This window comes from Chitinophaga costaii, assembly GCF_900094705.1.
Taxonomy (GTDB): Bacteria; Bacteroidota; Bacteroidia; order Chitinophagales; family Chitinophagaceae; genus Chitinophaga; species Chitinophaga costaii.
Map to the genome: position 1 here is coordinate 182,438 of NZ_FMAR01000004.1, position 25,932 is coordinate 208,369.

At 50.3% G+C, this 25,932-nt stretch carries 19 protein-coding genes; 5 read left to right on the top strand and 14 right to left on the bottom strand.

Annotation, left to right across the window (positions count from 1 at the left end; genetic code table 11):
• Positions 1 to 79: 79 nt before the first annotated feature.
• The 3 genes from GA0116948_RS07755 to GA0116948_RS07760 all read right to left on the bottom strand — a co-directional run bounded on the left by GA0116948_RS07755 (position 80) and on the right by GA0116948_RS07760 (position 2,735).
• The gene (locus tag GA0116948_RS07755) at positions 80 to 997 is read right to left on the bottom strand and encodes an acyl-CoA desaturase (RefSeq protein ID WP_089710796.1); all 918 of its coding nucleotides are present in this window, start codon (positions 995 to 997) and stop codon (positions 80 to 82) included.
• A gap of 505 nt (positions 998 to 1,502) precedes the next feature.
• The gene (locus GA0116948_RS21225; protein ID WP_165798371.1) at positions 1,503 to 1,661 is read right to left on the bottom strand and encodes a hypothetical protein; all 159 of its coding nucleotides are present in this window, start codon (positions 1,659 to 1,661) and stop codon (positions 1,503 to 1,505) included.
• 231 nt (positions 1,662 to 1,892) lie between these two features.
• Positions 1,893 to 2,735: a hypothetical protein gene (locus tag GA0116948_RS07760; protein WP_089710798.1), complete on the bottom strand. Its 843-nt coding sequence runs from the start codon at positions 2,733 to 2,735 to the stop codon at positions 1,893 to 1,895.
• A gap of 358 nt (positions 2,736 to 3,093) precedes the next feature.
• On the opposite strand from GA0116948_RS07760, the gene GA0116948_RS07770 reads away from it, so the two are divergent.
• Complete coding sequence (locus GA0116948_RS07770; protein WP_089710801.1) at positions 3,094 to 4,296, top strand: family 16 glycosylhydrolase; 1,203 nt, start codon at positions 3,094 to 3,096, stop codon at positions 4,294 to 4,296.
• Positions 4,297 to 4,363: 67 nt separating this feature from the next.
• On the opposite strand, the gene GA0116948_RS07775 is transcribed toward GA0116948_RS07770, so the two are convergent.
• The 8 genes from GA0116948_RS07775 to GA0116948_RS07810 form a co-directional block, all read right to left on the bottom strand.
• Positions 4,364 to 4,915: a hypothetical protein gene (locus GA0116948_RS07775; RefSeq protein WP_089710803.1), complete on the bottom strand. Its 552-nt coding sequence runs from the start codon at positions 4,913 to 4,915 to the stop codon at positions 4,364 to 4,366.
• Between the two features lie 188 nt (positions 4,916 to 5,103).
• The gene (locus GA0116948_RS07780; RefSeq protein WP_240619159.1) at positions 5,104 to 6,288 is read right to left on the bottom strand and encodes a VWA domain-containing protein; all 1,185 of its coding nucleotides are present in this window, start codon (positions 6,286 to 6,288) and stop codon (positions 5,104 to 5,106) included.
• Entirely contained in the window at positions 6,285 to 8,558 is a 2,274-nt protein-coding gene (locus tag GA0116948_RS07785) for a DUF5682 family protein (RefSeq protein ID WP_089710804.1), read from the bottom strand. The genes GA0116948_RS07780 and GA0116948_RS07785 overlap by 4 nt, the downstream gene beginning before the upstream one ends.
• Positions 8,559 to 8,590: 32 nt before the next feature.
• Complete coding sequence (locus GA0116948_RS07790; protein WP_089710806.1) at positions 8,591 to 9,670, bottom strand: ATP-binding protein; 1,080 nt, start codon at positions 9,668 to 9,670, stop codon at positions 8,591 to 8,593.
• Between the two features lie 16 nt (positions 9,671 to 9,686).
• On the bottom strand, positions 9,687 to 11,165 hold the full coding sequence (locus GA0116948_RS07795) for a DUF5691 domain-containing protein (RefSeq protein WP_089710808.1): 1,479 nt from the start codon (positions 11,163 to 11,165) through the stop codon (positions 9,687 to 9,689).
• Positions 11,149 to 12,465 (bottom strand): SWIM zinc finger family protein, encoded by a 1,317-nt coding sequence (locus tag GA0116948_RS07800; RefSeq protein ID WP_089710810.1) that lies wholly within the window; start codon positions 12,463 to 12,465, stop codon positions 11,149 to 11,151. The genes GA0116948_RS07795 and GA0116948_RS07800 overlap by 17 nt, the downstream gene beginning before the upstream one ends.
• 253 nt (positions 12,466 to 12,718) lie before the next feature.
• Positions 12,719 to 13,684: a fatty acid desaturase gene (locus GA0116948_RS07805; protein WP_089711152.1), complete on the bottom strand. Its 966-nt coding sequence runs from the start codon at positions 13,682 to 13,684 to the stop codon at positions 12,719 to 12,721.
• Positions 13,685 to 13,704: 20 nt separating this feature from the next.
• A complete protein-coding gene (locus GA0116948_RS07810) occupies positions 13,705 to 15,747 on the bottom strand; it encodes a M13 family metallopeptidase (protein WP_089710811.1) in 2,043 nt (680 codons plus the stop codon).
• Between the two features lie 215 nt (positions 15,748 to 15,962).
• Here GA0116948_RS07810 and GA0116948_RS07815 point away from each other — a divergent pair, with 215 nt between their 5' ends.
• Positions 15,963 to 17,372, top strand: a complete 1,410-nt coding sequence (locus GA0116948_RS07815) for an alpha-L-fucosidase (protein WP_089710813.1) — start codon at positions 15,963 to 15,965, stop codon at positions 17,370 to 17,372.
• 28 nt (positions 17,373 to 17,400) lie between these two features.
• Here the strand turns inward: GA0116948_RS07815 and GA0116948_RS07820 are convergent, their stop codons facing one another.
• From GA0116948_RS07820 to GA0116948_RS07830, 3 genes are all read right to left on the bottom strand, one after another.
• Positions 17,401 to 19,344: a lectin-like domain-containing protein gene (locus GA0116948_RS07820; RefSeq protein ID WP_089710815.1), complete on the bottom strand. Its 1,944-nt coding sequence runs from the start codon at positions 19,342 to 19,344 to the stop codon at positions 17,401 to 17,403.
• A 188-nt stretch (positions 19,345 to 19,532) separates the two neighbouring features.
• Positions 19,533 to 20,114, bottom strand: coding sequence for a GDP-mannose pyrophosphatase NudK (gene nudK / locus GA0116948_RS07825; RefSeq protein ID WP_089710817.1), 582 nt, complete (start codon positions 20,112 to 20,114; stop codon positions 19,533 to 19,535).
• Positions 20,115 to 20,231: 117 nt separating this feature from the next.
• Complete coding sequence (locus GA0116948_RS07830; RefSeq protein WP_089711154.1) at positions 20,232 to 20,456, bottom strand: CDGSH iron-sulfur domain-containing protein; 225 nt, start codon at positions 20,454 to 20,456, stop codon at positions 20,232 to 20,234.
• Between the two features lie 117 nt (positions 20,457 to 20,573).
• On the opposite strand from GA0116948_RS07830, the gene GA0116948_RS07835 reads away from it, so the two are divergent.
• The 3 genes from GA0116948_RS07835 (at position 20,574) to GA0116948_RS07845 (ending at position 25,928) form a co-directional block, all read left to right on the top strand.
• On the top strand, positions 20,574 to 21,152 hold the full coding sequence (locus GA0116948_RS07835) for an RNA polymerase sigma-70 factor (protein WP_089710819.1): 579 nt from the start codon (positions 20,574 to 20,576) through the stop codon (positions 21,150 to 21,152).
• Between the two features lie 141 nt (positions 21,153 to 21,293).
• A complete protein-coding gene (locus GA0116948_RS07840; RefSeq protein ID WP_089710821.1) occupies positions 21,294 to 22,349 on the top strand; it encodes a FecR family protein in 1,056 nt (351 codons plus the stop codon).
• Positions 22,350 to 22,640: 291 nt separating this feature from the next.
• Positions 22,641 to 25,928 (top strand): SusC/RagA family TonB-linked outer membrane protein, encoded by a 3,288-nt coding sequence (locus GA0116948_RS07845; RefSeq protein ID WP_165798370.1) that lies wholly within the window; start codon positions 22,641 to 22,643, stop codon positions 25,926 to 25,928.
• Positions 25,929 to 25,932: the final 4 nt, after the last annotated feature.

Sequence of the window (25,932 nt, forward strand, 5' to 3'; positions counted from 1 at the left end):
CAGGAAGCACCCGTGAAAATAAAATGCCGGTGAGGTGAGTCGCCGGCATTTTTAAAAATAGAATGATTTAACCTGTGTATTAATTTTCTGCCAATGCTTTTTCGGTGGCCGGTTTTTGTTTCAGGTCTTTAATTTTATTGCTTTCCTGTACTTTCTTGGGTACTTCCCGGATGTCCCATATTATGCCAAAGAGGCCCAGGGTACGCAAGGTGTAGTAGGTGATATCAAACTCCCACCAGTAAAAGCCCTGCCGTGCAGCGCTCTGGTAGTAGTGGTGGTTATTATGCCAGCCTTCGCCCAGGGTAATGAGGGCCAGGATAGGACTATTCTTGCTGTAATCGCCGGTTACATAACGGGGGCGGCCCCATTTGTGCATCAGCGAGTTGATGGTGAAGGTTCCATGGTACAAAAAGATGGTACTCAGAAAAAACCCAATGAGCAGGGTACTCAGACCTGCATGGAAGGCAAAGAAGCTGCCGCCGTTAACCTTATTCCCTACGAAGTAGCAGGCTACTGCCAATACAAAGGCAGGAACCCAGTGCCATTTATTGAGCCATACCAGCTCGCGGTTTTTGAAATCTTTAATCAGGTCAAAGCGGGTAGCCTTGTGTTCGGGACCCATGATCCAGCCGATGTGGGCATACCAGAAGCCGTACACGTTAGCGGAATGCGGGTCTTCAGGGGTATCACTGTGTTTATGGTGAATGCGGTGATTGGAGGCCCACCACAATGCGCCTTTTTGCAGGCTGCTCTGCGCGCCCCCTGCCAGGATAAACTGGAAAAAGCGGCTGGTTTTAAAGGTGCGATGCGAAAAATATCGGTGATAGCCCGCTGTTACAAAGAACATGCGCACTACGTATAACGATGCACAAAGAATCCAGTCGAAAGTAGTGACGTGGGTGAAGATAGCCAGCAGTGGCAGGGCGTGTATTCCAAGGAAATCCACCTGGTGAAGCCAGATCGGTGGCTTACGGTCTTGTTTTACCATGTTGTTCATGACACAAAAATAAAATTTACTAAAACGTTGCTGAATGATATTTGTCAGTCAGTTAGTTGAGCAAAGATAGCCGATTGATGCTATAACTATGGCATATCCAATAGGGCGGATCATTTTTAACGAAATTAAAACAAGTGAGGTATCCACGCCACAGCGGGGTCATGATTGGGTAATATGTCTGCCAGTTGGGGCTTTTGGGTGGGCCTGCCATCACACGTGGCAGGAGCCTCATCGATATATAAGATGAGGGTATCAATTAAAATGATAGTGGGCGGACAAATAATAAATTATTGGATAAGCGAAGTATATCATTTTTACAGCCGGGGCTGATTTTTTTTCCCAAGATGCAGGCTCCCATGAATAGGGAGCCTGTATAGTGGGCCGTTGTTTTTTGGGGCTACTTAAAAATTCAGCAGGTGTAATGGGTGAATAGGATTTTTTTGTTAACAACCGGGTGTAAAATTAGGCCCGTGGACCCCAAAAAACAAGCGCAAACCTACGGGATTTACAATAGGGGGATTTCTACGTTCGCGGCGGGTTTGGGCGGATAACTGGTAGCATTTTTATCATGAAATGCGGTGGTGCGCATGTAGGCGAGCTGGTGCAGTTTCTTGTTTGTTTTTTGCGTAACTTTAAAACTCATCAAAGAAAAGGAGGTATTCATGCAATCTACAGATAAGTCATGGAAACTTCCGGCCTTCGCTGCCTAATCACAGCGAAGGGCTGGGTTGTCCATCAAAAGATCTGCTGGCAAAACTTGCCAGATGGCCACCGGGTTTTTCCGGTGGCTATTTTATTGGCGATGTAACCAGAAACCTAGGTGGTGATGCCCGGCAAAATGGGGCCTTGAATGTCTGCATGGAGAGGAAGGACAGGCAAATGAAAGCAGGCAGAGTTACCAGGTGAACATGATACCCAGAAGTGCTCCTCCCTCATGGCGGATTACGCCGTTCAGTTGCGTTACATCAGTTTCGCCAGTGGTTAGGAATAATTTATCGGTGCCGTGGCCGGTTTTCCAATAGGCATATTGTGCGCGGGCAAATATTTTCACATGGGTATGCACGGTATAATTTACTTGTAAAGCTGGTTGCAGTGTATACCCGTTGGCGGCGTGGGTAAAGCTTTTCGGGTGACTGAACTGGGTGATCAGGTTCCAATTGGCGGTGGCATCGTATTGCAGGGGATCGTATTGCAGCGAGGGGCAGATGGTCATGCGCTTACCGGCATAAAACATGGCCTCCACGCCAACCAGCAGTCCCTGCCAGCGGGCGTTATAGGTGCTGTGCAGGTCAGACGGGTCGCCGGCGTGGGAGGGCAGGATATAGAGGGCCTGCCGGTTGTATACATATCCCAGCATTGGAGTAAGGTACCAGTGGTGCAGCTGGAAGGTGTAAGTCAGCGCGGCATGGAAGGAGGTGAAATGGCCTTTATCGTCTTTAAACACCCCTTTGTAAACGGGCTGCTGCCGGTTGTCTGCGCCGTAGTCGGTGTCGGTAACACGGCCACCTTGTATAAAGGCTTCTCCATATTCGGCGCGCAGGCCCCATTGCTTATAAAAACGGTAAGTGCCGCCCACCTGCACGGTGGCGCTTTGCAGGTTTTTCCAGATCAGTTCCGAATAAATATTGGGGTTGCCGCCGTTACTATTGCCCGCTATAGACCAGCGGGAATTACTGTTTTGGTAGCCAGCCCCGGCATACAGGTTAATTTTTTCCTGGGCCATAATTCCCCTGGTCATACATAATAAAAGCAGGCAGTAAAAAAGGCCACGGAACATGGGCATGTATTGAATGGATTCTGAATGGGAAGTATATCTGCTACACGATTTAACAATTATAGCGGGATCAATTTATAAAAATTCTGTTACCCCAAACGGATTTTTTTGCAGCCGGCTGCAACATGGCGGCAGCGGGCCTTTTCCGGAAAATTTTTTTGCCGTATTCTTCCAGATGGCGTATTATCGCAGCTGCTACTACCCCCGTATGCTTTTTATACGCTGTATGCATAACTACCACGTTATAACCCGTTATTTTTACCTGGCATGCCCCCATCATGCCGGGTTTGCTGTAATCCATTTATCACTTAAAAATTAAGTTATGAAAAAAGCCATGTTAACCGGCGGCTTCCTGATGAGCGCCATTTGTTTGCTGTCCTGCAACAAAAACCTGGACACAGGCAGTACCCCTTCTTCCACATTGCCCACCGCTGCCAGGGCCGTTACCTACCAGTTGGTATGGCAGGACGAATTTGATGGTTCCTCCGTTAATACCAGTAACTGGAATATTGACAACGGTAATCCCGGGGTGAATAATGAGCAGGAATACTACCAATCTGCCAATGCCACCGTAACCGGGGGCAACCTGGTAATTACCGCCCGTAAACAAAGTGTGGGCGGACAGCCTTACACGTCGGCCAAGCTGACCACTGCCGGCAAGTTTCAACCTACTTATGGCCGCATAGAGGCCCGTATAAAACTGCCTGGTGTACAAGGCATGTGGCCCGCTTTCTGGATGCTCGGGGCCAATATCAGTGACCCTAATGTAGGCTGGCCCAAATGTGGGGAGATCGATATTATGGAACAGGTGAATACCAACAACACCATTTTGGGTACTATGCATTGGGATGCGGGCAGCGGCCATGTGCAATATGGTGGCAGCACGGGCGCTACTGCCACCGACTATCACGTGTATGCGGTAGAGTGGGACGCCAGCAGCATTCGCTGGTATGTGGATGGCACGAATTACGTGACGGGCAATATTGCTAATAATATCAACAACACAGGTGCTTTTCACAATCCTTTTTATATTATCCTGAACCTGGCCGTGGGCGGCGATTTGCCAGGCAATACCATTAATGATGGCGCCCTTCCCACCACCATGCTGGTGGATTATGTGCGCGTGTACAATATGACTAACACCAGCGCCCCACCCATTGGGTCGGTTATTTCGCTGAAGGGCAGCAACGGCTTGTATGTAAGTGGTGAAAACGGCACGCAGGCTATGACCTGTAACCGTACCACAGCAGACGACTGGGAGAAGTTCACCGTGTTAGATGCCGGCAATGGAAAAGTATCGTTGCGCAGCATGGGCAAATATGTGAGCAGTGAAGACGGTACCCAGGCCATCACCTGCAACCGTACTACCGTCGGCGACTGGGAGAAGTTTACCTGGCAGGTACAACCGGATGGCACCATCTCATTGATTGGCAATAATGGTAAGTACATATCCAGCGAAAACGGTACGCAGGCCATGACCTGCAACCGTACTACCGCTGGTGCCTGGGAGGCTTTCCATATTTAAATGTGTGTTGTGTGTAACCGGGAAAAGCGCCTGCGAATTTTCTCGGGCGTTTCTTTTTATGGTGGTATTAATTTCCGGTAAGGGGAAGATAGCGCTGGTTGGGTGGCGAATTTTTTATATAGTATTTCGTCATTTGTTTTACCATATTATCTGCATAATCCAGCCAGGCGGCTTGCTGGTCGGCGTATTTTTTATGCGTGCTGTCTTTAGCCCTGGGCCCTAACCATTTTACCATTTTGCGTTGGTTGAAATAATATCGGGAGGCTACCGTGCGGCTGTCTTTCAGGTTGAAGGTAGTGTCGTACATGGGTACGGCGTAGGTAATGAGGCGGTCGTCGACCAGGATGAGCTGGTTTTTAGGATCAAAATAAAGCGTTGTTTTATTTTGGCTATTTACAGCGTACACCGATTCTGTGATGATACGAAAGCCGCTGATATCATAATAGCCGTCTATGGCGGCACCTTCGGCGCTAATGCCGTCTTCGTTTTTTTTGAGGTGGGCAAAGGAAGGCTTTGCGGCGTCGATTTCCTGGCATTTGTGCTGGATGGCTGTTATGATATCCGGGGTTTGGAAGGATAGCAGTAACAAGCAAAGGGAGAGGGTTATTTGCTTCAGCATACAGGGGAGGTTTGGGCAAAGATATCGAAAAAGTGGGGGCATGGAAGTTGTTGCGAAACTTGGCTGCCGGCAAACAGTACAGATAGTTATTTTACGAAAAAAAATCTAAAGACAAAAAGCGTCACTGAAAACTAAATTAAGGATATCACGCGTTGATATTTTTGATCATAAGTAGCATAAACAGTGCGCTATTTTTTTAGCGGAATGTTTTCCTGAGCGGCCCATTGGGAAATGTCTTGTTTGTTCAAAGCGGCCGCCATGAGGTCGGGAAATTTGTCCGGCGTGCAGGCAAAAACAGGGATGCCGAGGGTGGCTAAAAACCGGGCATTGCCATGATCGTAATGCGGCGCACCATCATCGCTAAGCGCTAATAAAACAATGAGCTGTACGCCGGCGGAAACCAGGGAGGTGGCGCGTTTGCGTAGGTTGTCGGTGTTGCCGCCTTCGAACAGGTCGGTGATCAATACCATGACAGTGTCTGAGGGGCGGGAAATAAGTTGCTGGCAATAACCCAGAGCCAATTGTATATCGGTGCCACCACCCAGTTGTACACCGAAAAGCAGTTCTACCGGGTCGCTGAGTTCCTCGGTGAGATCGGCTACGGCGGTGTCGAAAACGATCATGTGCGTGTTTACGGCCGGTATAGAGGCCATCACAGCGCCAAAGATGCCGGAATATACTACCGAGCTGCCCATGGAACCACTTTGGTCTACACAGAGTACTATATCTTTCAGTGCATTGCGGCGACGGCCATATCCCACCAGGGTTTCCGGGATAACCGTTTGATAATCGGGCTGGTAGTGCTGTAAGTTTTTGAGGATGGTGGCAGGCCAGTTTATTTCATGATGGCGTGGGCGATGGTTACGCACACTACGGTTTAAACTGCCATTAATGGCTTGTTGGGTGGGATGGGTAAGTTTTTGCAACAGGGCATCCACCACTTTTCTTACCACCATGCGGGCAGTGTCTTTGGTGCGGTCGGGTATTACGCGGCTCAGGCTCAGGAGGGTGGCCACCAGGTTCACATCGGGCGTTACATTTTCCAACATTTCTTTTTCAAACAGCATCTGGGTGAGGTTAAGTCGTTTCAGTGCATCCTGCTGCATTACCTGCACTACCGCCGAGGGGAAAAAGGTACGGATATCACCCAGCCAGCGGCTCACATTGGGGGAAGATGGACCCAGGCCGCCGGTACGGTCTTGATCATAGAGAGCTTCCAGGGTCTTATCCATTTGGAGGAGTCGGTCTTCCAGGGCTACGCCGGTACCGTCATTTTCATGACCGCCCAGTATTAAGCGCCATTTGTGGAGTTCTTGTTCATGGTTCATCGCGGCTGCTGTAGCATTGTTCGTAGGTGCGTTGGCGTTACTCATGGTTTGTTGATTTGAATGCCTAATAATTGCAGAACTACCGGTACGCCCCGCCATGCTCTTGCGGGGTCAAAGGCGTCGTTTTCCTGGTTGGTGGTTGGTGGGGCCTGTCTGTTGGTCTGTTTGGCTTTTTCGCCCAGCTTACGGCGTTCGGCGGGCGTAAAGTGAGAGAAAGTACGGCGGAGTAAAGGCAGTACTTCCTCGAACACGGCGGGCGTCAACTGGCTCACCCAATGATGGATAACGTGCCATAATTGGGGGTCCAGCAGCAGGAAGGTACCGCTGCCTTTCAGGAAACCTTCCAGCCAGGCGGCGCTGCTGGCAGGCGTTTGCGCGTGCGACATGCCGAAGTAAAAACATTGCATCAGTGCTTCGCCCTGCAGCAATTGATGGTCTGCCAGGAGGCGGGTGGCATACCCTTTTACCATAGGGGTGGCGCTGTCTTGCCGGGCAATGGTGTACAGGGTTTGCTGCCAGGGTTCAGTAATAGCTGACTGCTGGAGCAGGCGGATGGCGTCGTCCATTTTGTAGAGTTGCCCGGTGAGTGCCTGCGCCGCTGTTTCGTCCAATGCGGTGCAGGCAGCGGGGAGGCTAATGCATATCCGGATGATCATGCTGCTGGTAATGTTGGTCACCATATCCGCATCTGTATTGCGCACGTTGCCATAGCGGGCCACGTTTACCAGGCCGGGTACTACCTCCATGAGTTGCAACACATCGCCGGTAGCGGCGGCCAGGTTGTTAATGCAGTGGATAAGCGTTTCCACGGCCTGGGGCAGTGCTGCGGGCATGGCATTGGCGAGCAGGCCGCATACCATGGTCAGGCTGTTGGCTTCCTGCGCCTGGTGATGCACGTATTGGGTGGCGGCTTCTTGCACGGTATTGCCCCAATTGCCTTTTTCGATGATGGTGATGGCATATTCCGGTTCCCATTGCAGTCGCCATTGTTCTTTAAAAGTGCCTTTGCCGGCCACGGCCTGGTTTTCTCCCCAGGGAATGCCCAGCAGTTGCAGGCGGTGCAGGAATATGCTGCGTTCCAGGTCGTTTTCTTTGCGGAGGTCCAGCGTGTAGTCTTTGAAATCTGCGGTGGCGGGCAGTCTTAGCCGCTTCTGCGTTTTTTCAATATCACTTTGCAGGGGTGGTTTTGGAATATCGGTAGGTACTTCGCCGATGGTATCGCTTACGATGAGCGTGTTGTGAATGAGTTCCAGGAGCATAGGCTCTCCATGGCACAACACACTGAGGGTGGCCTCGTTCAGCTCTTCGAGGCCGGCCTTGCTCAGTCCGCGCAGCGCAGCCAGCGACTCCGCCAGGCGCACGGCTTCTATCACGTGGGCCACAGAAGTATCCATTTGTTTTTCACGCAGCAGGGCGGCTACTTTGGCCATCCAGCGGGTACCGTCGTCGGCAGGGTAGTGCCAGGTGTGATGATACCAGCCAGGCGAATGGATACCGGCTCCATAACCGCTGTCAAAACTCAGGCGATTGTAGGTCCAGGGTATCCAGGTGCATTCCACTTTTACTTTAGGGAGGTTTTTGAGCAGGTCGTTATCCTCCTTTTGTTTGGGCATGTTTTGCAGGGCGGGGGCGTGCCAGGCGCCGCAAATTACGGCGGCGGTAGTATACATTTCTTTTTCTGCCTGTCGAATGGTTTTGCGCATCCAGGCTTCACGCAGGCGCTCCATGTAAGCGTCTTTTTTGGGATAGGCTTCGCGCAATACCTGCATGGCTTCTGTTACAGCTTCAAATACCTGTTCATTATCCTGCCGGAACTCGAACATATGTTCCCACCATTTTTCTCCATCGCTAAAACCCGCTGCCCTGGCCAGGTGTGCTACCGGATCGTGGGTGAAGGCGGGGAGGGGTGCTGTATCGGTAGCTGCGGCATGGGTAATGCTGGTAGATGGTGTGGATGCAGCTTTTTCATGATCGCGTTTTTCCTGCCACTGTTGTTCCAGTGCAAATACATGGGCCACGGGCAGGTCCATAAAACGTACGGGAATATTATGCTGCCGGGCATAAAGAATGGCCTGCCACTCCGGCGAGAACTCCGCGAAGGGGTAAAATACGCTGTGCAGCAACTGGTCTGGTTGAAAGCAAAGGATGGCTACTGGCGGTTTCATGGCCGCGTTGTTCACCCATTGCAGGATGGGATCTGCATCTGGCGGGCCTTCAACCAGCACAATATCGGGCTGCAGGGTTTCCAGGAACCGGCGCACATTGCGCGCGGAGCCGGGTCCGTGGTGTCGTATGCCTAAAACATGGGTTGCCATGTGGTGTGTTTCAGTTTCACTTTAAAAATCGGTTATGCCAGGTCGCGGCAGGCGCGGTAAAGGTCTTTCCATTCATCGCGGGTTTTGATCACGGTTTCCACGTATTCCTGCCATATTAGTTTATCCTGCATGGGGTCTTTGATCACGGCGCCGATGATGCCTGCTGCCAGGTCGGCGGCGGTAAGGCGGCCATCGCCAAAATAGGCGGCCATGGATAGTCCGCTATTCATGACCGAAATGGCTTCTGCGGTGCTGAGGGTGCCGCTGGGTGTTTTGATCTTGGTTTTGCCATCGGCAGTAACGCCGTTGCGCAGCTCCCGGAACATGGTTACCACGCGGCGGATTTCCTGGAGCGCGGGCAGTTCGGCGGGTAGCTGCATTACTTTTTCATAGCTTTCTACCCGGCGCTTTACAATATTTATCTCCTCCTCTATACTGTCGGGTACGGGCAGGATAACGGTGTTGAAGCGGCGTTTCAGGGCGCTGGACAGTTCGTTCACGCCTTTGTCGCGGTTATTGGCGGTAGCAATTACGTTGAAGCCTCGCACCGCTTGAACTTCGGTATTGAGTTCAGGGATGGGCAATGATTTCTCCGAGAGAATGGTGATCAGGGCATCCTGTACATCGGCACCAATGCGGGTAAGTTCTTCGATGCGGACTATTTTGCCCAGTTGCATGGCGCGCATAACGGGTGTGGCCACGAGGGCATTTTCCGTAGGGCCTTCGGCCAGCAGGCGTGCATAGTTCCAGCCATAGCGTATAGACTCTTCGCTGGTACCGGCAGTGCCCTGTACCATCATGGTAGAATCGCCGCTGATGGCGGCGGAAAGGTGTTCGCTCACCCAGCTTTTGGCGGTGCCAGGCAGCCCGTAGAGCAGCAGGGCGCGGTCTGTAGTGAGGGTAGCCACCGCTATTTCCATCAAACGGCGGTTGCCGATGTATTTAGGACTTACCTCAAACCCATTTTTCAGCGTGCCGCCCATCAGGTAGGCAACCACCGCTGGCGGTGATAGCAGCCAGTTCTCCGGCCTGGAGCCGTTGTCTTGTTTTTTTAGTTCTTCCAATTCCTGGGCATATAGCTGTTCGGCGTGCCCGCGTAAAATAGCTGACATATAGAGCATTTACTGGTTACGGATTAAAAGCGCGGATGGTGTTGGCTTTTATGTCAATGAGTTTTTGAATGTAGTGTCGCATGCCGTTCCACACATGTTGGGTATAGGGTTCTTTCGGACCCAGTTTTTCCAATTCGGGGGCAATGGCTTCTGGTATGCGGCGTACCTGCAACTGGTAAAATTGTTTGCTGTATTGGTATGGCTGGCTGGCGGTAAAGCTGAAGATGGCACGGGCCAGGTCCAGCGGCCATTTGCGGGCATAGGTGCCGGCAATGTGCAGCGTAGTTTCGGGGTCTGTCTGGAAGGCCGTAACGGCAAAGCGGTCTTGCAGGTGTTCCGGCAAAAATTCCAGGGTTTCTATATAAAACGTAGTGGCGTGTTCGGCCAGGGCTATCATCCAGCGTTGGTCTTTAAAACGAAGGGCGGCGCTGGCCAGTGCTTTTACGAATTTTTTATGGCCTGCTTCCAGCCAGCCGATGATGTCTGCGGGGTCGGCCTGGAAGGCATCTTCCCACCATCCGGGCGGCACGGCTTCCATAAGTTGATATATGATAAATTCATCGTCTGTGAATTTTTTTTGGTTGCTTAGTTGCTGGATGCCGTGTTTAAAAATGCCTGGATCTGCATCTGGTGGCCAGGCCAAGCGTATTGTTTTTTTGCCGCCCAAGCCCATTACAGACCGGCCTTTAGTCAGGGTTACAGCTTGCTGCAAGGCATTCCAGTACTGCAATACCAGTGGCGATTCGGGGATAAGGCCCAGGAGGCGTAGGGCTTCCTCTTTTACTTGCTGGCTTCTATCGTTCAGCAGGCTTTCCAGCCAGGGCAGGTCTTTTTTACCCAGCCCGGTTTCCATTTGCGATAGTAGTGCGGCGCGGGTGGCGGCGTTCTCCTGGTTCCAGGTTTCCATCAGCAGTTCCCTGCCTTTGGCGGGATCTTCCTGGCGCTGCTCGCATAGTACTTCCAGTCGGTGGTTAAGGGTACCGGTTTGCCAGCGGGTAGCGGCATCGGTGGTCCGGGCAAAGTTCCAGTCGGCATTCAGCCCGGCCAGCCAGGCACCGCGGGCGCCACTACATTGACTTACCAGTGGGCGGAGGGGTGCATGGTGGGCAGCACGCTGTAACAGGTCTGGTACAAATTCAGGCCATACCAATTGTGACCTGGCTGCGCATTGGATCAGCCAATACTGCAGCAAGGGAACACTTTCTTCGGCCAGCACATCGTGTAGTACGCTCATGGCAAAGGCGCTGCAATAAGCCTGTGTTTCCGCTGGCGCTATGGTAAGGGTATTGTCGGTAGCGGCCATGGGCAGCAGGCCATTTTGCCGGTAGGCTGATGTTACGGCGGCGAGTTGTAAAAATGCATCGGCATTAGTTGGCTGCGTGTCCAGAATGGCATCCCAGATGGGTTGTAAGTCTGGGGGAAGTTCCTGCCGCGAAGGCTGCCTTTTGGCGGTGCCCAGCAGGGCGATATTGACCAGGTTATTCCACGTTTGCATATAATAATTTGTAGTCGTTATGGTTCCAGGCACCCAATAACCGGTAGCAGTTGCCTTTGCCTAATACGGCGGTTTGCAGGGGGGTACCCCCGCTAATGCTTAGCCATTTCCACAGTCCGGTATAGGGAGGTTCCAGTTGCATGCATTGTCCCTGGGCGTCTTGCAGGTACCACTGGCCGGCATGCAACAGAGGGCGCAGGCCTTCTATGATGCATGGGTATTGGGTGCCGAAGGGTTGTTGGCTTTGTACCCTGGTTTGCCATTCCAGCACCGCCAGCCAGTTCGGCAGGCCCTGAATGGGTGTACCGTCTTTGTTGCCATGCTGGTGTTTTACCATGGCGCGTAATGGCGTGGAGGATGGGAAAAACACCAGTTCCGCATCGATGATCATACCCGGTAGTGCGCTGAAGGTGGGTTGCTGGTTGCGCGCGTAAAATTGCAGCACCAATGCATATTGGCCGGTGTGCAATCCATACAGCCAGTTGCGTTCCACGGTAAGCTGTTCTTCCCGGGAGCGTTCCTTGCCCAGCACTATCCAGTGGTCTTGCACGCCAGGCATGGCTTTCAGGGTATCCTGACTTTGCGGGAACCCTATCATGGTACGCACATCTTGTTGCAAATGCTGGGGTAGTGCGTCTATGTGTTGATATCCTTTGGCGGCCAGGTATAGGCGGCCTAGTTGTTCCAACGCTGCGGCGGGCCAGCCTTCGCGGTAGTAGTTTATATCGCTGAGTTCCCGCAGCAGGGTGGCCAGGCCGGGGGCCTGTGCATCTACCATGCGGCGGGTGATGTTGTCGAGGAAGGGGCTGCCTTTTTCGGGCAGTTGTACCAGGCCGTTGTGCAGTAAGTCCTTGATCCAGCGCAGCAGTTCTTCCACGCCGTCGCTCACTTTTAGGTGGCGGGCCTCCTGGCGTTTTTCGCGGGCATTTTCATCTACGATTTGGCTGGTTTTTGCGGCTTTTTTGGCTTCGCGGTCGTTGCCCTTTTGCAGCCATTCTGTTACCCAGGTAGGGGCGTTATGGTCGGTAAATTCGGCGCGATGGCGTGCGTAATGCAACAGCAGGCCTAGGCTATGTTTGCAGGGAAATTTACGGCTAGGGCAAGAGCATTTATTGGTATAGTCAGACAGGTTTACCCGGGTTTGATACGGCTTGCTGCCGCTGCCCTGGCATAAGCCCCAGATGGCGGTGTCATTGGCGCCCTTGCTCACCCATACGGCGGGCGTGGCAAGCCCCTGGCCGGCCTGCTTCGCTGCATGGTCGGGCGCCATGGCTATAATTTGTTCTTCCGTAAGGTTCAAAGCAGGTTTAATTTTGGGCGGTAAGATAGGAAAATTGGAGGCGGTGGAGACTAATTTTTTTAGTAATCGGGAAGGGATCACGGCGTGGTTTGCTCTCCTTGCGCAACCTGGGTTAAAATGCATGTGTGCGTGAACAGCTGGAAAGTCAGATGGCTTATACGGGATATGACTTGTGTGGTATAGCCATATCCCGGAATACTACGTTGTAGATAAGTGTTTAAAGAAAAATTATTTTTAGGCGTTCGTTATTCCACTACTTCACCTTTACATTTTTCCCCCGGTTATCCCTGGCCATCCGTGAGTACACGCCCAGGTTGCGGTCAAATAAAAACTGGAACAACAATACTGTGTAAGAACGATGACTGCCCAGTGATGTATAATGTTCTCCGCCCATTTTTTTCAGCTCGGGTAATTTATTCCAGGGTATAGAAGGGAAGTCGTGATGTTCATTATGATAGCCCACATTCAGGTTCACGGTATTTAATACGCCATAGTAACTCTTGGTTTCCTGGTCGCCATGGGTGAGGAAATGCTCTTGTATCCAGCGTGCGCCCAGCGGGTGCAGCCCTACGGAAAAGAAAAAGCTGGTGATCAGATATACCAGGGCCTTGGCACCGAAAAAGTAAATGAAAACAGCCATGAAGGCTACTTGCACCACCATGTTAATAACCGTCCATTTGTCCATCAGGGATATTTCCTTCAGGCGTACGGGGCGCAGCATCTGGAAGATGGGGTAGAAGAGCAGCCAGATGGCTTTGCCCAGCACCGAATTGTTGATAAGCCTAGCTTCCCAGCGATAGGGCATATCAGCGTCCATCGCCTCCACGCCCTGGTAGGAGTGGTGTTTAAGGTGGTATTTCTGGAAGGAAATGGCACTTGGAAACACGAGCGGCAGGTTAGCAATAATCGCCGCAATACTATTGGCCATTCGGTTTTTAAAGACCAGGTTATGCGCGCATTCGTGAATACATACAAATAGCGTATGGCAGGCAAAGGCCCCGGCCACATAGGCCAGCAGGAAAACCAGCCACCAGGGGCCGTCTTTAACGAGATAGCTGATGCCTATTTGGAAAGCCACGCAAAACAAGATGATGGCAAAAGTATAAGGGTTTTTGCCGATCAGGGTGCGGATGCCCGGGTGCTCTTGAATGATTGTTTTAGTGCGGCCCTTGTGGGGTTCCGCGTCCATGCTCCACTGGAAACTTGTTTGTTTATGCATACAGGTGTAGGTTTTTTTTATTACCATATGTGTACCCGCAGGCTATCTGGTAAATACATTTTATCGGTGGGTTGTACATTGAAAATTTTGTAGAACGCGTCTACACTTTGGAAAGGTCCGTTCACCCGGAATTTGGCGGGAGCGTGCGCGTCCGTTAAGGCCTGGTTGCGGAGTGATTCATTCGTATTATGCTGTAGCCATCCCAGGCCATAGCCAAGGAAATAGCGTTGTGCGGGAGAGAGTCCTCCTATGCTGTCGTTGTGTTTGAACTGTGTTGTTTGTTGAAAAGCGTCCCATCCCAACAGAATGCCGCCCAGGTCGGCAATGTTTTCGCCCAGGGTGGCCTTTCCATTAATCTTAAACGTATCTATTACCAGGAAATTGTTGAATTGTTTTACCATTACTTCGGCGCGGGTGTTAAATTTCTCTTCATCGGCTTTGTTCCACCAGTTTTTGAGGTTGCCCTTTTCGTCGAACTGGCGGCCCTGATCGTCGAAGCCGTGGGTTATCTCGTGGCCAATGGTGGATGCGCCGGCATAGCCGTATACCAGGGCGTCGTCCAGTTGCTCATCGCGGTAGCCGGGTACGGTAAAGATGCCTGCCGGCAGAACGATCTCGTTATTGGATGGGTTGTAGTAGGCGTTATAGGTTTGGGGCGTCATGTCCCATTCGTCGCGGTTTACGGGTTTGCCCAGTTTATTAAAGTTATACCGTATCCAGAAGGCATTGCCATTGATCAGGTTTTGCACATAACTATCCGGAGTGATGTCCAGGGAGGAGAAATCTTTCCATTTATCGGGATACCCTACTTTTTTCTTAATGGCGAACAATTTTACCAGCGCCTTTTGCTTGGTGCTGTCGCTCATCCAGGTGAGTTGCTGGATGCGGATCTTGTAGGCGTTGCGAATGGCTTCTACCAGGTCTTCGTAGCGTTTTTTGGCGGTGGCGTTGAAGTATTCTTTTACGAACAACTGGCCCAGTAATTCGCCCATTACGTCTTCTTCATGGAGCAGCGTCCGTTTCCAGCGTGGCTTGCGTTCGGTGGCGCCGGTGAGCAGCTTTTTAAACTGGAAGGATGCTACGCCGTATGCATTGGGCAGGGCATCGCTAAACTGATCGATGAGGCGGAAGCGCAATAGGGCTTTCCAGGTATCGATGGGAGTAGATTTTATCAGGTTGCTCAACGCGGTGTAATATTCCGGCTGGCCTATGATAATGGAATCCAGTTTTTCGGCATGCAATGCCTGTAAGTATTGGGGCATGTCTAGGTTAGGCGCCAGTTTATACAGTGCGGTGGTAGCCATTTTATGGTAATTCTTATAGGGGTCACGCAGGTCTTCCCGTTTGCGGTGTACTTTGGCAAGGCTGGTTTCCAGTTGCAGGATGCGCGCCGCCTGGATGGCGGCGGTGTCGGCAGGTACACCACTCATGGTGAGGAAGTGAGTGATTAGCTGTTGGTAGCTGGCAATAATCTTTAAAGAGGTGTTGTCTTTTTTCAGGTAGTACTCGCGTTCCGGCAGGTATAGGCCCGATTGCCAGTAATACAAAGCATTCACCTCACTGTTTTTTTCGTCCTGCATAACAAACAGGCTTAGCATGGGACTTACGCCTATTTTATGCAGGTAGGCCATGGTGGCCATCAGTGTATGCGTATCGGTGATGGCCTCTATTTTTTCGAAATAAGGTTGCAGGGGTGTCAGGCCTTTGGCTTCTATATTGGCGCTATCCATGGCGGCATGCCAGAAGTCGCCGATTTTCTGCTGGGGGGTGCCTTTGGCAGCTTTGGCCGAATCGGCCTGGAGGTTGATGACTTTGAGGCGTTTCAGGTTTTCATTGATCACCAGATTACCGATACCCCAGCTACTTTCCTCGCCGGGAATAGGGTTTTTGCTGATCCAGCCACCGTTGGCGTATTGGAAGAAATCTGCGGAGGGACGGGTGGTGTTATCCAGGTCTGCGGAAAGGATGTCCTTCGGTTTTTCCTGGACGGTAGGTTTGGTCTGACAGGCGGCCAGCAGGGTGGCGCCGGCCAGCAGGGTAAAAAAGTTCCGGGAGCAATGCATGAAACGAAGCGTTTTGCTAAAAGTAACAAAGATAATTTAGTCTGGCCAGGTGAAATTGGAAAGTAGGTGTGGCTGGCAGCAGCGTTTTAGGGAATTGATAGTATTTTGGCTCTTTGCAATACTATCATTTCAAGGCTTAAAATTCACTGGTAAATCCGGATGAAGATGTGTAACATTGGCCCAGGAAACCTTCCAAAATTTTATATATATACTGCATGAATATCAACCATCACTTTCGCCAGGGCCTGTTGGCCTTGGGTCTCTTAGCCGCCACCAGCGCGGTGGCCCAGCAGGTAGCTCCTGCCTCTCCGGCACTTCCCCAATTGCAGCAGCAGTTCGAGGATATGCGTTTCGGTATGTTCATTCACTTCAACATTCCAACCTTCTTCAACCAGGACTGGCCCGATCCCGATGCCTCGCCAGCCATCTTTAATCCGAAAAAGCTGGACTGCAACCAGTGGGCCAAAGCCGCCAAGTCGGCGAATATGGCCTATGCCTGTCTTACCACCAAACATCATAGTGGCTTTTGTATCTGGGATACTAAAACCACAGATTACAACGTGATGCACAGCCCCCTGAAGCGCGATGTAGTGCGGGAATATGTAAACGCCTTCCGCGCACAGGGCATTAAACCCTGCCTGTATTTTTCTATACTGGACACCCATCATAAGATCAGGCCTGGCTTTATTACCCGGGAAGATGTGGAAATGATCAAGGCCCAGCTTACCGAGTTGCTGACCAATTACGGAGAAATTCCCGCCCTCATCATAGATGGCTGGGATGCGCCATGGTCCAGGATATCGTACGATGCGGTGCCTTTCGAGGAAATTTACCGGCTGATCAAAACCTTGCAGCCCAGCTGCCTGGTGATGGACCTTAATTCTGCCAAATACCCGGCGGAAGCGCTGATGTATACCGATATCAAGTCTTATGAACTAGGTGCCGGCCAGCGCATTTCCAAGGAAAGTAACCAGCTACCCGCGCTCACCTGCCTGCCGCTGAACGATGCCTGGTTCTGGAAAACCACCTTCCCCACCAAGCCGGTGAAAGACCCGAATATGCTGGTGAACGACCTGCTGAAACCCCTTAATAATGCTTACTGCACCTTCATCCTGAACGCCGCGCCTAATCGTGATGGACTGATTGATGATAATGCCCTGGCAGCGCTGAGTGCCATTGGTAAAAGCTGGAAAAATGAAGGACCTATTGCGGAATTACCCCCTCACGATGCTCCCATTATTTCCCATAACATAGCCAAACACCAGCCTACCAATGCCAGCTACAGCTACGATTATAACATCATGGACTTCGCTACTGACGATGATTTTAATTCTGCCTGGCAGTCTAACAGTATCGTGCAGCATCCCTGGTTTGAAGTAGTATTCGATAAAGACGAAGCGTTTAACACCATTGCCATTACTGAAACCAGCCATCACATTCAGCAGTACCGGATAGAATATTTTGAGAACGGCGCCTGGAAACCACTGCTCACCGGCAATAATACCAGCCGCGTGAAAATTCACCGCTTCGACCGCGTGTATGGCGGCAAAGTGCGCATCCTCATCGATAAGTTTGATGAGGCACCGGGCATCGATGAATTTGGCGTATATAACGAACGCAGATAACGGCAAGGCATATACGAGCATAAGCACGCTAACGTACCAACGTAACGGTACCCTGGCGGCTAAAACGCCTGCCGGTATAGTCCACACCTTGTATCATCCATACATAAGTGGCTATATCGGCAGGTTTTCCTTTTATGGTACCATCCCAGGGTACCGTGAGGTCGCTGGTAAAGAACACCAGTTCCCCCCAGCGGTTCCATATGCGGAAGAAATCGATTTTAGGAATGCCTGCGGCAATGGCTTTAAAATAATCGTTCTTTCCATCTCCGTTGGGCGAAAATGCGTTGGGTACATAAAATTCAGGCCCTTTATACACTTTGATGTTTATGAAGTCTTCATCCTGGCATCCTTCGGGCGAACTTACCGTGAGTTGGTAGGTCTGGTCTGCATTCAGTATGGCTACCGGGCTGGCGCTGTTAGGATCGTTCAGTCCTGTGGCGGGCGACCAGGTATATTGTGCCGTGGCAATGTTAGTGGCATGGGAGAACAATTGTAAAGGCTGGCCAATGGCTACGATGGTGTCTTTACCGGCATCGGCCTTAACTGCCAGTACGGTGATGGGAATGGCAGACGACAGGGCTTCGCAACCTTCATCGCTGGTGGCGTGCAGCACCACATTATAATCGCCCGCCTGGGAGTAGGTATAACGGGTGTTTTGCCCATCGCTGGTGCTGCCATTGTTCATATCCCAGGTCCAGGTACGGATACTAATAGCGGGGGTCAAATTTTCTCCTTTGAAGATGGAGGCATCGCCCAGGCAAACATTGCTGGAGGTGCCGCCTACCGACGGGGAGGGTGCTATGCGCAGTACTTTGGAGATGGTATTGTTGCAGCCCTCTTTCGTGGTGGCGGTCAGTGTTACGGGATAGTTGCCGGTGGTGGTGAAGGGTATTGTTACGCTGCTGCCGGAGTAGGTGTTCCCATTGCCAAAGTCCCATTGCCAATTATTGAGCGTGCCTACGGCCACCGTGGATGCATCGCTGAGTTGTAGGGGAGTGGCATCCAGGCAAAGGGTGTCTGGCGTAAAATTGGCCTTTGGGTAAGATCCAATGGTGACGCTGGTTGTAAGGGTGTCGCTGATGCAACCACTATTGTCCTGTATCACAAATTTAACGGAATAAATGCCGGCACCGGGGTATAGGTGAGCTGGCGGTTGAGCGCCATTGTAGATGGTACCATCGCCCAGGTCCCAATACCAACGTGTTATTTCGCCGAAAGAACTGGAGCTGTTTTCAAAGGTCACCGGGGTGCCGTCGCAGAGGATTTGGGAAGCGTCAAAATCAAAAGCAGGCCGCAGGGCTGCGCAAAATTGCTGTACGTTGGTACGACCGCCCGTAGAGCCGGCAAATCCCCAGAATACGGAAGGAGCGTCATTAAAAATATCGTGCACCAGGTCTTTCTGGATAGACAGGCGAACCTGGTTATCAACACTTATTTCCAGCGTGTGTGTAGTGGCATCCCAGTGAATGCGCAACAGGTGCCACTGGCAGTCTTTTATATTATTCACCCCATCCAGCACCTGCACCGGGCCGGCCAGGTTGCCCGTACCCTGGTGATTGGTAAGCCCGTTCATCTGTATGGCCAGGTGATCATAAGCAGGATCGTTTTCGGAGGTATTCTGGTAGGTGTCTATCAATACGCCAAGCGAGGGGCTAATGCCTTCAAATCCAATACCCTGGCCATTGGCTCCCAAGTTAGTGCCTTCCGTTTGCAAAATAAAGGCAATGCCATCGGCCCCATTGGTATCGCAGCCCAGGTTCACATCAAATACGTAATTAAAAGACTGGCTTAGGTCTATTTTATTTTTATTCCAGACGGTGCCGCTGGCAAAAGTAGTAGCTGGTGTAAGCTGATAACAGTTGCAGGAACGCTGCGTAGCGTTCCCATTAAGGATGTAAGGCTGCTGTGTTTGTCCATGTGCCCATAAAAAGACACATAACACATGGAAGAGCAGGCATAGTGTTCTTTTCATGTAGGTATTTACTCAACATGGCCTCGATGGCCGTAAAACGGGCATTTATAAATATACAGGAAGGTAAATAAACGTGGGATATGTTGTATATAAATTTTTTATTTTCCGGGGTGATGTCAAAGTAATAAATGATTATGCATATCAACTTTAAGTTAACTGTGGGACGTTTGTTAAAGTAGGTTGTTTACTCAGATCAATTGATGCAATACAGCGTATTGCAGTAATATAATAGTTTTAGCATCTTTAATGCGCCCGTCTTTCATCATTTCCAGGGCCAGGGAAGCCTCCATTTCCAGTACTTCAATATCTTCCTGCTCCTGTTCAAGACCGCCCCCATTGTGTGCTTTCATCGTATGATCGTAAGCGGCTACAAAAAAATGCAGTATTTCTGTGACGCTTCCTGGCGACATATATGCTTCGAAAATTTTGTGGGGATTGGCAATCTTATAACCGGTTTCTTCTTCCGTTTCGCGCAGGATGCATGCGGCGGGATCGTCTTTGTCCAGCAGGCCTGCGCAGGCTTCTATCAGCATGCCGGTTTCATTGCCATTGATAAAAGTGGGTAGGCGGAATTGCCGGGTGAGTATTACTGTTTTGCGGGCTGTATTGTAGAGCAGGATTACTGCCCCATTGCCCCGGTCGTAGGCTTCGCGGTGCTGGATTTGCCAGATGCCATTTGTTTTTTGGTATTCGTAAGTAATTTTTTTGAGTGTGAACCAGTTGTTAGAAAGGATTTCTGTGCCGGTGATTTTTACTTTTTCGTTATGCATGAAGAGGAATTTATGGGGGTGAGTAGGTTACCTTTAAAATTAAGCAAAATTACGGGGTGTGTTATGAATAAAAGCCCTGCCGTGTATCATGAAGTGGGCAGGGCTTCCGGTAGGTTGTTATTGTTTTTTGGGCGGCAATTGGAACGCGATGGCATCGTGTTCAAAGTGTCCTTTATGGGCGCCGTCGCAGAAGGGTTTGTTTTGCGACATCCCGCAGCGGCATAGCGATATTACGTTGCGGCCATTGAGGTCGTAAGCCTGACCATTCCGGTCTACGATCTCAAAATCGCCTTCTATTTTCAGGGAGCCATTGTTATTCACCGTAATCTTTGTACTTGCCATTACTTTTTTTTGTTTGCGCAAAGGTAGCGCAAATAAATGGCGGCCTGGGGATGGTATTTTTAATATTGGCTAAAAAAATATCAGTTTTAACAGCGGTACTTTTCTATTTTCGGGATAATGTGCACTGACATTGAACTGCAATATCACCTAAAGCAAATCGCGGAGGCAAGCAGCCAGCAATCCTTCCGCCGGTTGTTCGTGCATTTTTATCCTCCGCTTAAACAATTTGCCTTCGCCATTGTGAAATCGCAGCAGTCTGCCGAGGAGATTGCATCAGACGTGCTGATGAATATCTGGCAGCAGCGGGAGAAGCTGCATACGATCGTGAACCTGAAAGTATATCTCTATGTAAGCACGCGCAATATAGCCTTGAATTATCTTAAAAAACAGCAGCGTCAGGCCACTTTAGACCTGGATGATATGACGGTGAGCGCGCTTGTTACTGTGCATAATCCAGAAGAAATTTTCATCAGTACAGAACTACTGCATAAGTGTAACCAGGCCATACAGCAGCTGCCCCCGCGCTGTAGGCTGATATTTAAACTGATCCGGGAGGATGGGCTTAAATACAAGGAGGTGGCCCACATTCTCGACATTTCACACAGTACGGTAGCCGCGCAAATGGCCATTGCCTGCAAAAAGATCGGAGCCGCCATTCACCTTAACCTGGGCACTTATCTGCTGCGGGAAGTGTGAGACCTATAGTTTATTACCCCTTTCATTTCCTACCTATTTATTATTCCCGCATTTTGTGGAGGCGTTACAACTACAGATGCCTTTCTTGATTTTTTTTCCTAAGCTTTAGTTATTTTTTACAAACTGGTTGTCCTTTAGGTAATGGATAAAGACAGGACCTGGTACCTCATGGGTAAAAAAGTAGCGGGAGAAGCTACTGCAGCCGAAATGGCTGAATTGGAACGGTTGCTCCGGGAAACTCCGGAAGCGCGTTACACCATGGAGGTGCTGGCTTCGGTGTGGAAACTCAGTGAAAAGCCGGAAGACCAGGCCATGGCGGAGATGGCCTTTCGTCATCAGTGGGCGCGGCTGGAAAGTAAAACCGCCCAGCAGGTACATACGCCCACGTTGGAGCTTTACAGATGGAAACGCGCGGTGGTGGCGGTGGCTGCTATGTTTGTATGTTTTACTGCCTTGTGGTTCCTGCTGCAACGATCTTTCAAATCATTGCCCCTGGCTCATCGAGAGCTGGTAACGCACAAAGGCTCCCGCAGTAAATTATTATTACCCGATGGCAGTTCCGTATGGCTCAATGCGGGAAGTAAACTTACCTATGCCGCAGATGGAGATGCTGCACATGTAAGGGAGGTAACTCTTGCAGGCGAAGGATATTTTGAAGTAGCGCCCATGCCCGGCAAACCCTTTATCATACATACTTCAGATATACAAGTAAATGTATTGGGAACGGTGGTAAACGTACGCGCTTATCCCGAGGACGAGCTATTAGAAACTACGCTGATTTCTGGTAGTGTGGCCGTGGAGTGGAACGATCTTAGTAAATCGGCGATATACCTGCGGCCCAACCAGAAAATGATAGTGCGCAAAGTGCCGCATAAATCCCTGATGGGTATAGATGCTATTTCGCCTACCTGTCAGATAACTGTAGTGAGGCCAATTGCCCTACATCACAAAACATTGAACCCGGAAATATCGTGGGTGAATAATACGCTGGTATTTCAGGACGAAAGTTTCTTAGCGGCAGTCGTAAAAATGGAGCGCTGGTATAACTGCCGTATTACATTGGCAGATAAAAAACTAGCCAGTTTTCATTTCACCGGCACCTTTGAAGACGAGTCGCTGGAGCAGGCTTTAATGGCCATGCAGTGTATTCACCCTTTTCATTTTAAAATTATGGATAGTACTGTTTCTATATACTGACCTGAATAAACCACTACCACAATAACAAAACATCAGGGCAGCCATTAAACATCGATAACAACCAAAATCAGTCGATCTAAAACATTGTTAATGCTGAATTCAACCTGACGACTTACCTGTAAAAAAAACGGGAAATGTTGCTGCATTCCCCGCTGAATCGTTGTAAACAACAGGCAGGGGCTTAAGCCTGCCTTGATGATTATTCACTCCATTCATGGCTAATTTATGAAAAAAAACAGTTTTCGTACGGGATTTCTGTGCCCTGTACTACCCCGTCAACTATTGCTGACTATGCGATTGTCCTTTATTTTAATGTTCGCTTTTTGCCTGCGTGTAACGGCCAATGTGTATTCGCAAGACACAAAGGTAACCATGCATATGGAGGATGTACCGCTGGCTAAAGCATTGAGTATGCTGGCTGCAGAAAGCAACCTGCGTTTCCTTTATGACATGGCAGACCTGCCCTCCGCCAGTATCTCCCTTTCTGTGAAGGAGAAGCCCGCCCTGGAGGTGCTGGAGTCGCTGCTGTCCAATACCAGCCTGCATTTCAAGAGAATGAATGAACGGCTGGTGGTGATTGCGCCTACCCATTGGGAGGACGAGGACCAGCCCATTAAAGGTAAAGTAACCGACAAAAGCGGGCAACCGCTGGTAGGTGTTTCCGTGCAGGTGGCCAACACCAAAAGGGGGCTGCAAACAGACGCTAAAGGCACTTTTATCATCAATGCCAGCCGTGGCGATGTGTTGGTATTCACCTACGTAGGTTATGAACGCAAGGAAATAACTGTGGGTGGTGAAGACGTTATCACCGTAGTGCTGGACGAAAACATCAGCCAGTTAAACACCCTGGTGGTGACCGCGCTGGGTATTGAAAAGCAATCCAAGTCTCTGACATACGAATTCCAGCAAGTAAATGGAAAGGAGCTGGAAACCGTGAAGGACGCCAGTTTTGTGAACAGTCTTACCGGCAAGGTGGCTGGTCTGCAAATTAATCGCAGCTCTTCTGGCGTGGGAGGCTCCACCAAGGTAGTTTTGCGCGGAAGTAAATCTTTAAATGGCAGTAACAATGTGCTGTATGTGGTAGATGGGATTCCGCTGTCGTCTAATACCACTGGCCAGCCCTCGGATGGCTGGAGCGGGCAGGATGGGGGAGACGGTATTTCCAACATCAATCCAGACGATATTGAAAGCATCAGTGTACTGAAAGGTGCATCTGCCAGTGCTTTGTATGGCAGCCAGGCTGCCAATGGCGTGATCCTCATCACCACTAAAAAGGGCAAGGCCGGCAAAACCAGCCTGAGCCTCACTTCCGCTACCACGTTTGAAAACCCGATCTCCCTGCCTAAATTCCAGAATACCTACGGTCAAAGCGCACCATCTACAGGAGGTGCCTTGTCGCCGGAATCCTGGGGCGACAAAGCGCCGGCGAAGAACCAGCCGAAAGACTTTTTTGAGACCGGTGCCACCACGATCAACTCTGTTGCGGTGACCACCGGCAATGACCGGAACCAAACCTATATTTCCTATAGCAATACGTATTCAAAAGGTATTATGCCCGCAAATGAATACCTGAAAAATAACTTTTCGCTGCGCAATACCACTTCTTATCTGGACAATAAACTAAGCCTGGATGAAAGCGTGAATTTTATTACCCAGCGTTCTAACGACCGTCCCAGCATTGGATTATATTCTAATGCGCTGAACGGTGCATACCTGTTTCCCCGCAGCCAGGACTTTACGCCCTACAAAACTTTTGAACAATATGATTCCGTGCGCCAGATCTATGTACAGAACTGGCCTTATTCCGGCAACGATCAGCAAAACCCTTACTGGATTGCTTACCGCAATCCTACAGTCACAAAACTGGATCGTTTGATGGCCTCTATCACGGCAAAGTATAACATTACCAACTGGCTGAACCTGGAAGGCCGCGTGAAGGCAGACCGTAACAACCGTACCTACGAGCAAAAACTGTATGCCAGCACCGTAGGCGTAATTGCCGGTTCGCTGGGCAACTATAATTACAGCGAAGGTCATAACACCCAGACATACGTAGACCTGCTGCTGAACGCCAATAAAAAATGGACGAATTGGAGTCTTACCGCTACGTTGGGTGCAAGCCTTACGGATCATCAAAACAACGGCTTGAGTTTTGGTGGCTTCTATGGCAAATTGCTGAAAATTCCCAACTTCTTCAACATTTCCAATATGGATCGCAGTGTGATGTCGCTGAACCAAACTACGCCGCAGCGGTCGCAGACCCAATCTGTATTTGGAAGCGCCACCCTGGGATATAAGGACATGCTGTTCCTGGAAGCCACGGGCCGCAACGACTGGGCTTCTGCGTTGGCCTTTACGAATAATGAAGCGTTCTTTTACCCATCTGTAGGGCTTACGGCAGTGATCAGCAGCATGGCTCATTTGCCCAGCTGGATCACCTTTGCCAAAGTAAGAGCCTCTTACAGTGAAGTGGGCAATGCACCCCCATCCTATGTGAGTACAGACCCTGCACAGTTTAGCATGGATAATGGTAACCTGTCTAACTTCACCTACAAACCCTTCACCACCCTCAAACCGGAGCGTACCAAATCGTGGGAGGCTGGTACAGAATGGCGTTTTATAAATGACAAGCTGAGCCTGGATCTTACGGTCTATAAAACGAATTCTTATAACCAGTTCTTCAGCGTGCCGGCATCGCGGGGTAGTGGTTATGATGGCTATTATATTAACTCCGGTAATGTGCAGAACGAGGGCTTTGAGGGCGTGCTGGGTTACCGCGACCAATTTGGCCCCAACTTCACCTGGAATGCATCGGTGAATTTTTCCCTGAACCGTAATAAAATCATTGATCTCTACGATTTCATCGATCCTTCAACGGGAGAACACAATGAACTAGACAGTTATGTGTTTACCAGCTTCGATAGCTATTTCCTGGAAGCCAGGAAGGGCGGGCAGTTTGGCGATATCTACGCCCGTGGAATTAAAAAAGACGACAAGGGTGTTATACAGGTAGACGATAACGGGCTACCGGTATTGGCAGAGCTGGGGCAAAATAAGGATTATGATTATGTAGGCAATCCCAATCCCAAGTTCATGCTGGGCTTTAATAACGCATTCACGTTCAAAAACTGGAACCTGAACCTGTTGATAGATGGACGTTTTGGTGGTAAGGTGGTAGACATGACGGAGGCTTATCTGGATTACTATGGTGTATCGGCCGCTACTGGCCGGGCACGGGATGCCGGTGGCGTGATGGTGAATGGAAAACAGATCGATGCTAAAAGCTATTATCAATTAATTGGTAACCGTACCGGCGCACTGGCACTGTACGCATATTCCGCTACCAACGTGCGTTTGCGCGAAGCGTCGCTGGGGTATACTTTGCCTGGCAGCAAATTGAATAATGTAACAAAATCTATCCGCCTGTCTGTGGTGGCCCGCAATGTTTTCTTCTTTTACAAGAAAGCACCCTACGATCCGGACGCAACGCTGTCTACCGGCAACTCGCTGCAAGGGATCGATATGTTTGGCATGCCCAGCACGCGCAGCATAGGTTTTAACCTGAATGTTAGTTTCTAATTCA